This window comes from Marinomonas alcarazii, assembly GCF_003208215.1.
Lineage (GTDB): Bacteria > Pseudomonadota > Gammaproteobacteria > Pseudomonadales > Marinomonadaceae > Marinomonas > Marinomonas alcarazii.
In genome coordinates this window covers 38,117-51,624 of the sequence record NZ_QKLW01000001.1, presented here as the reverse complement: position 1 = coordinate 51,624, position 13,508 = coordinate 38,117, and the positions used below count along the sequence as shown (strand labels likewise).

At 41.9% G+C, this 13,508-nt stretch carries 12 protein-coding genes; all 12 read right to left on the bottom strand.

Going from position 1 to position 13,508, the window contains the following annotated elements:
- Positions 1 to 6: 6 nt before the first annotated feature.
- Complete coding sequence (locus DFP75_RS00160; RefSeq protein WP_110571497.1) at positions 7 to 942, bottom strand: 2-hydroxyacid dehydrogenase; 936 nt, start codon at positions 940 to 942, stop codon at positions 7 to 9.
- Positions 939 to 1,352, bottom strand: coding sequence for a VOC family protein (locus DFP75_RS00155; protein WP_110571496.1), 414 nt, complete (start codon positions 1,350 to 1,352; stop codon positions 939 to 941). The genes DFP75_RS00160 and DFP75_RS00155 overlap by 4 nt, the downstream gene beginning before the upstream one ends.
- A 131-nt stretch (positions 1,353 to 1,483) precedes the next feature.
- Positions 1,484 to 3,046: an FMN-binding glutamate synthase family protein gene (locus tag DFP75_RS00150; RefSeq protein ID WP_110571495.1), complete on the bottom strand. Its 1,563-nt coding sequence runs from the start codon at positions 3,044 to 3,046 to the stop codon at positions 1,484 to 1,486.
- Between the two features lie 45 nt (positions 3,047 to 3,091).
- Positions 3,092 to 5,512: a bifunctional diguanylate cyclase/phosphodiesterase gene (locus tag DFP75_RS00145; RefSeq protein WP_110571494.1), complete on the bottom strand. Its 2,421-nt coding sequence runs from the start codon at positions 5,510 to 5,512 to the stop codon at positions 3,092 to 3,094.
- Positions 5,513 to 5,759: 247 nt separating this feature from the next.
- Entirely contained in the window at positions 5,760 to 7,661 is a 1,902-nt protein-coding gene (locus DFP75_RS00140; RefSeq protein ID WP_110571493.1) for a PhoX family protein, read from the bottom strand.
- Between the two features lie 277 nt (positions 7,662 to 7,938).
- Positions 7,939 to 8,352, bottom strand: coding sequence for an MmcQ/YjbR family DNA-binding protein (locus DFP75_RS00135; protein WP_245926893.1), 414 nt, complete (start codon positions 8,350 to 8,352; stop codon positions 7,939 to 7,941).
- Between the two features lie 105 nt (positions 8,353 to 8,457).
- The gene (locus DFP75_RS00130) at positions 8,458 to 10,041 is read right to left on the bottom strand and encodes an ABC-F family ATPase (RefSeq protein WP_110571491.1); all 1,584 of its coding nucleotides are present in this window, start codon (positions 10,039 to 10,041) and stop codon (positions 8,458 to 8,460) included.
- Positions 10,042 to 10,270: 229 nt separating this feature from the next.
- Positions 10,271 to 10,633 (bottom strand): hypothetical protein, encoded by a 363-nt coding sequence (locus DFP75_RS00125; RefSeq protein WP_110571490.1) that lies wholly within the window; start codon positions 10,631 to 10,633, stop codon positions 10,271 to 10,273.
- 3 nt (positions 10,634 to 10,636) lie between these two features.
- Positions 10,637 to 11,020, bottom strand: coding sequence for a hypothetical protein (locus DFP75_RS00120; RefSeq protein ID WP_110571489.1), 384 nt, complete (start codon positions 11,018 to 11,020; stop codon positions 10,637 to 10,639).
- Between the two features lie 17 nt (positions 11,021 to 11,037).
- Complete coding sequence (locus DFP75_RS00115; protein WP_110571488.1) at positions 11,038 to 11,343, bottom strand: DUF883 family protein; 306 nt, start codon at positions 11,341 to 11,343, stop codon at positions 11,038 to 11,040.
- A 461-nt stretch (positions 11,344 to 11,804) separates the two neighbouring features.
- Positions 11,805 to 11,945, bottom strand: a complete 141-nt coding sequence (locus DFP75_RS18350) for a hypothetical protein (RefSeq protein WP_181416985.1) — start codon at positions 11,943 to 11,945, stop codon at positions 11,805 to 11,807.
- 189 nt (positions 11,946 to 12,134) lie between these two features.
- Positions 12,135 to 13,412, bottom strand: a complete 1,278-nt coding sequence (gene paeA / locus DFP75_RS00110) for a polyamine export protein PaeA (RefSeq protein ID WP_110571487.1) — start codon at positions 13,410 to 13,412, stop codon at positions 12,135 to 12,137.
- Positions 13,413 to 13,508 lie beyond the last annotated feature (96 nt).

Genomic DNA, 13,508 nt, shown 5'->3' with positions numbered 1-13,508 from the left:
TCTAAATCAGTACCCTAAAACAGGGTCTACCGCTAAAGGTATTTCAGCAGTCAATCGATAGTGATTGATATTTTTGGCAACAATGCTACTTGCACTGGAAGGACTCGTTGGGGCTGAAATATGTGGCAATACGCTGACTGAAGGATGCTCCCAATAACGATGCTCTTGCGGCAATGGTTCTTGCATAAAAACATCCAATACCGCGTGAGACAATGCGTTGCAGTCTAGCCTTTCCAATAACGCGTCATCATCGATAATCGGCCCCCGAGCAAAATTAATAATACTTGCCCCAACAGGTAAATGCGCCAATCTCTCGCGATTCAATAGCCCCTTTGTTTGTGCAGTTAAAGGCAGCAGACAAACAATGATATCACTTTGACTCAATAATGAAATCAACCCACTTTCGCCATGCAAACACGAAACACCATCAACCTGCTTTTGATTACGACTCCAACCCGAAACCGAAAAACCGTTATTCGCTAATCGCTGCGCGCTCAATTTGCCTAACTCACCTAATCCCAACACGCCAATTCGTCTATCTTGGGGGAAAACCATCGGCTGCCCTATCCATTGCTTTTTGCTTTGCTGCTGTGCGTAAGTTGGCATATCTCGGTGCAAAAATAATGTCCACGCTAATACCGCCTCTGACATGGTCGCTGCCAAATTTGGATCAACTAACCTAACGATAGAAAACCTAGGGGAAGATAGCTTCTGCACCATACGTTCAACACCAGCCCATACACTGTGTACCCAGCGTAAAGAAGGGAGCTCTAGCAAATCTTGAGGATCAGGATTGGCAACAATCGCAACATCACAGTCTTGCTTTTGCTCTGCGGTTAATTCAGACAGCAAAGCAATCTCTTCATGAGGCATGGCTTTAGACAATTCCTCAACCCAAACGGCTTGCTCTGATAAAGCACTTCGACTAATAAAAGGAATCATTTGGCGTACACCTGAGCCATATCCTTAAAACCTTTTAGCTCAATAGCATTACCACTTGGGTCTTTAAAAAAGAGTGTCCATTGCTCCCCAGGCATGCCTTCAAATCGGACACTCGGAGCGAGATCAAATGCGACATTTGCTTCCGTTAATCGTTTGGCGACCTTTTGCCATTCCTCCAACGGTAGAATCAAACCAAAATGCGGCATAGGAACAAAATGTTCTCCTACACGCCCTGTATTGGTCGTTGGGCTTGGTTCACCAAGATGCAGTGACAGTTGGTGTCCATAAAAGTCAAAATCGATCCAAGTCTCGGTACTTCGCCCTTCTGTACAACCTAGAACCTGCGTATAAAAGTCGCGAGTTTCTTCCAAAGAAGTAACATGAAAAGCGTAATGAAACAAAGCAGACATACTATGCCCCTAACAAAAAATTGAGACTAAAACATACAGCACGAAGGGAAAAAGTAAACATGAGGCCCAAAAGAGACCTCATATACTTGTCATTAAATTAAAAAATACAGGACATAGACCGGCACAACAACTTATTGTAAGCGCTCTTCTTTCGAAATAGCCTCTTCTTTCAACGCTGTCATATTAATGTATTCAGGGCGAACATTAGGTAGCGGGTTAGCATGTGAAAATAGCTGTGAACGGCTTTGGTTCTCGATAATTCGAACATGGGAACGGTTTAATTCTCTTGGTTCTTTTACGCCACAAGAATGGGCGATCATACCGATACCATGAAATAGTTCGGCTGCGTAATTTGCCACTCTCTCAGACTTTTCAGCCGCGACTAAGCCCTGTTGTAAATCGGGATTATGAGTCGTTATACCGGTTGGACAAGTGTTTTTATTACATTGTAATGCTTGAATACAACCAAGTGAAAACAGAAAACCTCGCGCCGTTACAACAAAATCAGCACCAGCACTTAAAGCCCATGCCGCTTTACCAGGAACGATCAACTTACCAGAAGCTATAATTTTAATATAACGACGCAAACCATACGAAGTCACAATATTCACAACAGTCGGTAAACTCTCACGCAAATGCATCCCCACATAGTCCATCAAAGGTTGTGGAGCGGCTCCTGTGCCACCATCAGAACTGTCAATAGTGATAAAGTCAGGACAATACTCGATGCCTTTTTTATGGATTAACTCGCATAAGGTTTCAAAAAACGTCAAATCCCCAACCACCATTTTAAAACCAACGGGTTTAGAAGTAACTTGGCGTACATGATGAACCATATTTAATAAGTCATCGATGGATTTTATATCGACATGACCATTTGGACTGATGGAATCCTCACCCACTGGAATACCACGAGTATGCGCAATCTCTTCCGTGACTTTTGCTCCTGGCAACATACCACCCTTGCCTGGCTTAGCCCCTTGACTCATTTTAATTTCAAACATTCGCACATTTTGATGCTCAGCTAAACTCGCCAGCTTGGTATCGTCCAGATGCCCTTCATTATTGCGCACACCATATTTTGCCGTTCCAATTTGAAAAACAATATCGCAACCACCTTCAAGGTGATAAGGGGACAACCCACCCTCGCCTGTGTTCATCCAAATACCTGCTTTACGTGCTCCTCTTGATAGAGCCTGTACCGCAGGTTTCGACAAGGCACCAAAACTCATCCCTGAAATATTGACCACGGAGCGAGTTCTATAAGGCTTTTTGGCAGTGTATTCACCAATACAAATCTCTTTTGGCTGTGCAGCGTCTTCCTCCAAAGTTGGAAAAGCACAATTCAAAAAGAAAATATCACCAGGGGTTTCAAGAGAACGAGTCGAGCCAAAAGCAATAGTGCTATCGACATTTTTTGCTGCACGATATGCCCAAGAGCGTTCTGCCCTGTCGAAGGGGCGCTCTTCCCGATCCATAGCAAAAAAGTATTGTCGGAAAAACTCTCCCATATGCTCAAAGATATAACGAAAGCGGCCAATAACAGGATAGTTCCGTCTAATGGTATGAGACGTTTGATGGGTATCAACCCAATACATCACCACCACAGAGACCGCAGCCACAAACAGCAAAAACACAAACAACAATGCACCCCAATGAATGGTCACCGTTGCTAACGAAGACAAGAAGTCCATAGCAAGCCCTTAATATAAATCAGTCGTATACGCAGTCATATTACGCTATGAAGAAGGACTCTGTGTGGGCAAATCATGGACAAACTGAGCAATAAACTCTTTTGGAGGAACAGGGTGACCAAAATAATACCCTTGATAATAGAAGCAACCCATTTCATGTAATCGATCAAAATGCACTAAGGTCTCCACCCCTTCTGCCAACACATTAATATTGAGCGCTTTCGCCATTGCAATCACCGCAAGCACAATTGCTTCATCACTTTTATCAGTCAATAAATCTCTGATAAAGGATTGGTCTATTTTTAGACGGTCGATAGGCAAAGATTTTAGGTATTTTAAAGAAGAGTAACCTGTACCAAAATCATCAATAGAAAGATGAACCCCCAAGCGCTTTATAGCGTGCATTTTTTCTAAAGAAGAGTTGAGGTCATTAAAGAGCATATTTTCGGTAATTTCCAAATCAACACAACTTGAAGGTACTTCATGCTTTTCTAACTGCTCTTTCAGCATGGGTAAAAAGCCTGCCTGTTGAAACTGAATTGGGCTAACGTTTATAGACATCCGCCAAGATGGATCCCATTTCCCCTCTTTTAACCAAGTTGCCACTTGGGACAAAGACTCATCTAAAACCCACTGACCAATTTCAACAATCAAACCTATTTCTTCAGCAATCGGTATAAACACCGCAGGAGAAATGAACCCTTTGTGCTCATCTTTCCATCTGATCAGCGCTTCCGCCCCAATTAACTGGTTCTTGTCATTCGTCTGGGGTTGGTAATACAGTTCAAACAACTTAGCTTCGGTAGCGTGATGAAGGGCTTTTTCCATTTCAAGACGCATATCAGATATGGCCTGCATTTCTGTTCTATAAAGAGCAAAAGTGTTTCTCCCTGATTCCTTGGCGCGATATAACGCTGTATCAGCCTGCTTAAAAATTGCCTCGGCTGATGTTTCATCACCATTAAAGATTGTCGCGCCTAAACTTGCCGTTATATGAACTTCATGATGACCTGCTTTCTTAACCTGCTGGCATGCGTAAATCACCCTTCTAATAAAAGTCTCTATTACTTTTTCTACCCGTCTCTTATCATCACCAAGGTGCGACAATAAAAAAGCGAACTCATCCCCGCCCATGCGGGCAAATACAATATTATCTTTAACGACAGATTCGAGTTGCGACGCCACGGAACAAAGTAATTGATCACCGACATTGTGACCCAAGGAATCATTAATGATTTTGAACCTATCAAGATCCATAAAAACAACCGCTGCATGACTGCTTGCTTTTGTCGCTCGCAAGTTCTTCAACACATCCAGAAGCTTATCTGATAAATATTGACGATTTGGCAAGTTGGTTACCGAATCATAATACGCTAAGCGATGAATATGAGCCTCAGCTTCCTTTCGTTCAGAGACATCACGTACCAAGAGTATTGTTTCGACTCGACTTTGAATTCGGTATTTCGCCAAGCGTATCTCCACCGGCAATTCAACACCTTGAATTTGATATACAGCCTCTACCGTTTGAGGGGAGCCAAGGTTTAAATTCATTAGAACTTCAAGAAAGTCTGGCCATGACGAGGAGGTATGCAAAGCCTTCAGCGGACTTGATTTAAGCTCATCTTCACTCATTTTCAGCATATTTTCTGCTGTTGAATTGACCAGAGTAATCTTATTGCTCTCGTCTAATAACAAAATACCGTCAGCAGCGTGTTCAATCGTCGCCTTACTATGACTATCGCTACGCTCTAAATCGCTCAAGGCCTTATGGAGCTTTTTCCATAGGTGTGCAAAAGTAGTATATAAATTACCTAACTCATCCGACTTATGGTATCGATGAAAGGATTTTGGCAGAGGAATGTCTTCATTGTAGCCAGCACTTGATAAAGACTCTGTTAAGCGCATTAGTGGATAAGTAACCAAAAAATAAAACACTAAGGAAAGCAGGCAGGCTAATAACACATCTTTAAATAAGTTATAGATTAAAACAGAAACTTGTTCTTTGAAAATCGCATCCAATAAATAACGCTTTTCTGGCCAGAGATATAAGTTCCCCGCATAAAAAGCAGGCCTTTCTAAGTGTAATTCTCGCTCATAAGTTTCTAAATCAACCAAAAAGTAGTTAGTAAAAAACTCTGGCAAGTAAAAATCGCGCTTGGCGGCTGTGGCTTCAACAAAAAGACGTCCAGACTCGTCTCTTACTTCCAAATGGGAAATACTAGGGCTAACAAGTAAACCATTCACCTGTTGTTGTGCAAACGCAACATCTAAACGAAAAACCGCTTCAGACAAGGGTTTTTCGACAACGGCGAGTAATTCTTCGAAATGTTGATTTATTTGGGCCTTTTGCTCACTAATTCCATCAAAAAATTGAAAGGCACTGCTAACCAAACTTAGAACAATAGCGAGTACTAACGTTAAAAACGTTTGCTTAACGAATAAAGATTTTGAAAAAACAACACCCATTCTCACTCGCTTATATTCTTTGGTGTTTATCCTACGCTACCGCACCTAACAACTGATTCTTAACTTGCTCTTTTATAAGATTGACATGTTATGAGCAATGACACAAGAATCTATAAAAAACTCTTATAGGAGCCATGACTTAAATCATAATTTGCTCATTTTATCCCCCCTAAAAAAGGCATAAAAAAAGCCAGCATATTAACTATACTGGCTTTAAAGTGCTAAAAACTATTTGCAACACAAGATCTTAGCCGAGCACGGCACCGTCTTCGCGCGATATAGCAATGACACTAGAACGAGGAACTGAAAGTCCTCCATCAGGCCAATGTGAATTCCCACCTTCACCCGGATGCTGAATACTAATAAACATAGTGGTCTTAGCCGCGTTCCAAGCCAAGCCAGTAATCTCAGATTCTTTTGGACCCACTAGGAATCGACGAATTTCGCCAGTCTCAGGATCCCCAACCAACATCTGGTTATTACCTTGTCCTTTGAAACCATTTTCGTTTGAGTAATTGCCGTCTGTTTGAATCCACAATAAGCCTTTAGAATCAAACTTCAGACCATCTGGCGAGTTAAACATATTGTCTTGATTAATGTTTTGAGAACCCGCATTCGCATCGTCATAAACCGCTGGGTTACCAGCTAATACAAACAAATCCCACTTAAATTCCTTGTGAGTATGATCTGCGTCCATTGGCATCCAACGCACGATTTGACCAAAGTTGTTTTTAACTCGCGGGTTTGGACCACCAGCTGGCGTAGCATCTCCACCTGCATTTGGCTTAACTCCACGGTTTTTGTTGTTCGTCAATGAGCAATACACTTCTGTTTTATGCGGGTGAGACGCCACCCACTCTGGACGGTCCATCGTAGTCGCGCCCACTTTAGAAGCCGCCATGCGGGTATGAATGGCAATTTCAGCCTCCGTCATTCCCGTTGTCTTAGGCGTTAACGCTAACCACTCGCCGCGGTTATTATCATGGAATTTGGCAACGTAAAGAGTGCCTTCTTCCAGTAGGTCGCGATTGTTACCACCAGCCAAGTATTTATGCTTGGAGATAAAACGATACAGAAATTCGCCACGCTCATCATCGCCAAGATAAACAACAACGTGACCGTTCGCAGCAATAGTTAATTCGGCATTTTCATGTTTAAAGCGACCTAAAGCAGTACGTTTTTTCGGGCGAGAAGTCGGATCTAATGGATCGATTTCAACAATGTAACCGAAACGATTTGGCTCATTAGGCTCTTTGACAAGATCAAAGCGATCGTCCGCCATCGCCCAGTTATAACGACCTTCCGTACTCACGCCGTAACGCTTAAACGCTTCGGGCATTTTGTAGTTCTTGTCACTTGCGCTGAAGTAACCATTAAAGTTCTCTTCGCACGTCAAATAGGTGCCCCAAGGCGTTTGTCCATTACCACAATTATTCCAAGTTCCTTTGGCAACCAGTCCTTTAGGATCTTCTGAGGTTTGTAGCCATTTATGACCACGAGCAGGCCCTGTGATATCCATTTCCGTATCCGCCGTGATTCGACGATTGTAAGGAGAATCCTGAACAATCCCCCATTTTCCGCCGCGCTCTGCTACTTCAATAATAGACACGCCGTGAGCCGCTTTGTTTTTACGCACATCATCAGCATTAGCAGGCATGCCATCAGCACGATTAGCATGCAGGGTATCGCCATTTGTGTATTCATTGTTGATGGCCATAATTTGTCTGCCATCTTTGGAAAAGAACGCCATGCCATCGTTATGATCGCCAAAAGCCAATTCTTGTGAAGCGCCAGTACCACCAGTAGCGGCGTTAAAAGCAGGAGCATTAGTGAATAAAGGATCACCCCAAGAGGCCAAAACCTCCCATTTATAACCTTCAGGGACAGTCACAGTATCTAATGTATTAGCTGCCACCTTGGTAAATGCAAGGCGTGATTCTGTGCTTCCTGCGGCAAGTGCTTTACTTGCTGCTAATGTTGTTGAGCCCATGACGAAAGCTCCGGCACCGACTGCTGCACCACCACTTAAAAAGCCACGACGTGACACCATTTTATGCGCAACTTCTTCAAATTCGACCACTTCAGGAGCGGGACGCACCAATTCATCTAACTCATCAAATCCTAGCTTTCTATCGTTTTTAATGCTCATAACACTGCCCTATTAATGATTAAAAATAGCCATTGGCGAGATTGATACCTAGGCATACTCTTTTTTGGTATTGCTCATGTCACTCTTCCTCTGGCAAGGAAACTGAAAAGTAACTTACCGAGAAAAGATGACATGAAAATGACAGTGTTGAGAAATTATGATTTATAGGCAGGATTACATAGGAAAGGATGGTTATCACTCAACCCGTAGAAAAAATATACGCTTTAAAAAATAGTATGGATAAGCCTAAAGCCAGCAGTCGCATTTATATAATAGATCAATGTTGCTTGTGGTTGTTTTCAGCCATTATTTCGGAGTACAAATTCGACTTTCCGTGTCGAACTTCTAAGCCTTCTCGTATAGACTTTTTTAACCTCTTAACCACCAAACTGTAGGAGTGATCGATTTGCCTTTGAATTTCGCCCATAGGCAATTCACCAGACAGAACAATCGAATTCCAATGTCGTTTATTCATGTGATAAGCAGGAATGACATCAGTAAAAATATCACGCAACTCAATAGCATGATCTGGAAGGCATTTCAGGTTTAAGAGTGGCGCACCCTGTTTCTTTATTAACAATGCAAACATCTTTCCCTGTACTTTGAACACGGCCGTATAATCATCGAATGGGTAATATTCTTCTGCCTCAGGTTTAGAAAGCAGATATTGTTTAAGTGATGTTGAATCCAAAATAGCGTCCTTATCATGCGTCAAAACAGTCATCAGTATAAAACAAAAAAGCCACTTACTGACATTCAGTAAGTGGCTTTAAACAGAGGTGAAATCTATCTAAGATTAGCCTTGATGAGCCAAATACTCGTCATAAGTTCCTTGGAAATCAATAACCTTTTGTCCCTTGATTTCAATCACTCGATTTGCCAAAGAGGAGACAAACGCCCTATCGTGACTAACAAAGATCAAGGTGCCATCAAAATCTAACAAGGCGTTGTTTAACGCTTCAATTGCTTCCATATCCATGTGGTTAGTCGGCTCATCCATCACTAAAACGTTTAGGTCCATCATCATCAACTTACCAAATAACAAGCGGTTTTTCTCACCACCCGAACAAACGCGTACTTTTTTATTGAAGTCATCTGCCGTAAAGAGCAAGCGCCCCAACATAGCTCTAACTTTAAGATCATCATGTTTCGCAGTACGCCATTTCGACATCCAATCAAATAATGTCAAATCGCAATCGAAGTCTTCGGTGCTGTCTTGTGGACAGTAACCAATTACCGCGTTTTCAGCCCATTTCACTTCACCCTGCTTGGCTTCTAGCTCTTTCATCAAGCAACGTAAGAATGTGGTTTTACCTGCACCGTTTTCACCAATAATCGCTAACCGAGAGCCCGCCTCTAGAATCATATTGCCGCCGGTAAACAGCAATTCATCAAAGCCATGCCCCAAATCTTCTAAGATCAACGCATGACGATGAAGCTTCTTGTCTTGCTTGAAGGTCAAAGAAGGCGTCATACGGCTCGACTGTTTTACTTCCGCCAATTCGATTTTTTCTAACTTTTTCGCCCGTGAGCTGGCTTGCTTTGCCTTAGAAGCATTGGCCGAGAAGCGATTAACAAAGGCTTGAAGATCGTCCATTTCAGCACTCTTCTTCGCATTTTCAGTTAATAATTGTTCACGAATCAAAGACGAGGCTTCCATGAAATATTCGTAGTTACCTGGGTAAATACGCAACTCACCAAAGTCGATATCCGCCATGTGAGTACACACAGAGTTTAAAAAGTGACGGTCATGGGAGATGATAATCATGGTGCATTTACGTTGATTTAACACACCTGCTAACCAGTTAATGGTATGGATATCCAAGTTGTTAGTTGGTTCGTCTAGCAACAAAATATCAGGATTAGCAAACAATGCCTGTGCTAGCAAAACACGAAGTTTCCAACCCGGTGCAACTTGACTCATTAAGCCAAAATGCAATTCTTCTGCGATGCCCGCTTCCAATAAAATGTCGCCTGCACGACTTTCTGCACTGTAACCATCCATTTCAGCAAATTCAGCTTCTAGCTCACCAGCACGCATGCCGTCTTCTTCGCTCATTTCTGGTTTAGCATAAATCGCATCTCGCTCTTGCTTAACCTTCCATAGCGCCACATCGCCCATAATAACCGCATCGACAACCGTGTATTCTTCAAAAGCAAACTGATCCTGACTTAAGGTACCGACTTTTTCACCAGGCGTAATAGACACGTTACCAGACGTTGGCGTCAACGCCCCACTGAGGATTTTCATGAAAGTAGACTTGCCACATCCATTCGCGCCTATTAAGCCATAGCGATTACCGTTACCGAATTTTGCAGAGATGTTTTCGAACAATGGCGTTGCGCCAAATTGCATGGTGATATTAGCCGTGGAGATCAAAGGATAAAGCCCTAAACAAAAAGAAAAGAAAAACGTTTATACAGACCACAAAAGCAGGGTCAGAAGACAAACACAAAGATGGGCGAATATAGAGACTTAAGGCCCCAAAGTCGAGGATTAAGTGCCGTTTTTTTGAACAAGTCGGTCTAATAAAGGCTATTGATTATTTAACGAACCCATAATGCTCATTCTCGGTGCGAAATTACTCTAAAAATCTCACAAGACTGAGTTATACATTCGTATTTTCGGGAGGGATGGCTGCTTCAGAAGGCGCCTTATCGTCTTCATCTACTGGCATTTCTGCCTCATTCTTAGTTGGCTCATTATTCATGTAAGCCGCAACCTGAGCCACCAAAAAGCTGGCCACATCTCGACTTGCGCCATTAAGTAAGTTTTTTCGGGCCTTTCTTGTAATATCAAGCTGAGTACTTGCCCCTAAGGCAAAGCTAGCCAGTAAGCCTGTTGGACTGGTTGCTGTATCAAGTAAATTATCAACCGCTTTGTCACGAGACGCCTTTGCACGTTTTTCTAAAATTTGTGTGCGAAAATATAGACGTTCTCGCTGTTGACGCATTCGCTTTAAACCAAACATATATTACTCATCGTCTGTTGGAATAATGGCATCGAAAGTACGAGTGAAATCCATGCTTTTCAAGGTTTTCTTCACCAAATACAGCAAAACAATAGAACTTAGAAAAGTCACAAATGTTGCCGTTAACAAAATCCCGACCAAAGAAAAACCATAGCTCCATGCAACAGCTGCAATACTGGCAATAATTAATAACCAAGTAGTGAGCAGCAAGAAAATCACGCCACACATTAAGGCAAGGAGCTGGGCACTAGACGTTACCCATAACTTAGCTTCTAACGCTCCTAGCCCTAATACACTCTTCAGCCAACTTTTATGAGTATCAATAACCTCATCAAAATCCGATTTTTCTTGCTGAGATTCAGCCTCAGAGTGCTGCGGTGTTTCCATCAATACTATTCCTAATTTTATTTACGCTTACTTAGAAGACTCGCAGCTAAAGCGCCTGCTAGAAACGCAATGCCGATTGTTTTAACTGGGTGTTCTTTAGCGTATTCACCCACTGCCGATGTAACCTTTTCAGATTGGCTCTTGGCTGTGTCTGCAATTTTGTGTGCTTGTTCACTGATCTGGTGAGCAACTTCTTCAATGCGTTCTTGGCTCTGCTCCTTCATTTCTGCAGCACTATCTACACCTTTATGTGCAGCCTCTGCGGCACTGTCTACTTTCTCGTGTGCTTTTGATTGGGTCGTGCTCTTGGTTGTTGTAGCCATTCTTTATTCTCCTTGTAGAATTGAAATTAACTTTTCAACGCCAATGTAGCGACAAAAAACTCAGCTAAACGAATATAGTTTAGCGTGTACATTAGAAAGGCTTCCATATCATTTCTAGATTATCTAAAGCTAAATATTTACGCAAAAGTCAAAAGCTTTAAATTAAAAATCAACTTACCTTTCCCTATTTACCTTACGCGCTTAATCTATAATGGTCAAAGAGACACACCACAACACGCATTTTTTCCTTTTTTTATTGTTAATCTTTAAACTATTCAAAACTCGACATAATACCAACAGATTAAACCGATAGCGTTTAGCCAACTCCCTCTTTTCAAACCGTTTGATAACAAAAAAGGGCAAAAGACATACAACCAAACAGTATGCTTTTTGCCCTTTTAGAATAGATTCATATAGACTCCTATTCACAGATAGCTTGTCAAATTTTAAACTGGAGCACTTTATTGTTTAACATCTACCCAAGCGTCCCAACCTTTCCAATCATCCATATCCGAATAGCCTTCTGTATCAATATCAACAGGCTCTTTAGCACGTCGACTAAATACTGATACATTCATTAGTTTTTTAATTAAATGTGACATTTCTGCTTCCTCATCTTTCATGATTTTGGAAACATCATCCTAGCATTGAAAAACTAAAGTAACCGTCAGCAACACCTAAAGAAACTCCCTTTCCCCATTGCTCGAACTATTCTTTAGCTTCTTGACGTATGGTTCTTATATGAACCATAAAAAACCTATTTATACACTAAAAGCGGCACAATATGGATATTACTTTAGTTTGGTCACTAACAGCTGCTCGACTCTCACACCTTCCAAATCCAATACTTCAAACTTGTAGCCTTCATAGACAAAAAAATCTGTACGCTTGGGCAAGCGTTTTAAGCTGTAAGTGATAAAGCCACCGAGTGTTTCATACTGAGTTCGGTCAGGAAACTCTTCTATATTCAAACTGCGCATCACGTCATTAATCGGCGTTAACCCTTCAATCAACCAAGAATTCGGATCGCGCTGTACTATTTGCTCTTCATCGTGAGGAGTTAGTAAGCCGCCCATAAAGCCACCCAATAAGTCCTTCACCGTCACTATCCCAACAATCGTTGCGTATTCATTTACGATGACAGCAAAAGCTTGAGGTGCAACACGAAAAGCATTAAGTGCTTCAGAAAGCGTTAAAGTTTCTGGTAGATAAAACACTTCCTTATCGACTTTTTCTGGCTTAATTTGCGCAGGTTCGCCTTTTAATACCAAGCGTAATATTTCTTTCGATTCAATAATGCCTTCGATTTTATCTAAGCTGCCATTGCAAACCAAAAAGTCGTTATGCGGATGGTCAATGATTTTCTGGCTGATTTCTTCACTACTGTCATCTATATCAAAATAAATAATCTGATCTCGTGGCGTCATGGTACTGGCAATATTACGCGTTTCTAATTCAAATACACTGCCAATTAACTGATATTCTTGACTCTGTAAACTGCCATCTTCAGCGCCCGCATCCATCATGGCAACAATGTCTTCTGTGGTCACCACCTCTTGGCGTTCGATAGGCATATTAAAAAGACGCAGAACCAAATTGGTGAAGCCGTTAAACACGAAAACCACAGGCGTTAAGATAAAGGTCACCCAAAGCATAGGAGTCACCATTCTAACGGCAACCGCTTCCGGCATAATCATGGCCACACGCTTAGGCAAAAGATCAGCAAACAAGATAAAAAGTGACGTCAAACACAAAAAGGAAATGACAAAGCTAACTTGCTCCAATAAAGGCCCAACATAAAGCAAACTAACAAATTGCTTTATGTAAGGTGTTAAGGTCTGTTCACCAACGATACCGCCCAGGATAGCAATGGCATTCAGCGCGATTTGAATCATAGCAAAAAAAGCACCTGGCTTTTGCTGCAAAGTCAGCACAGATTGCGCCTTCACATTGCCTTCATCCGCTAAAACTCGAAGTTTTATTTTTCTAGCTGCTGCCACGCCAATCTCAGCCATAGCAAACAAGGCCCCAGCAATTATTAGCAAACCTATACTAAATACATCACTCATTTTTTTCTCTTTATACCGAAAGACAGAACGTCAATAGGCCGCATTATAGAAGGAAGTTGCTACGATACAATGCTTATTTTTTATACTTTCAGAAGG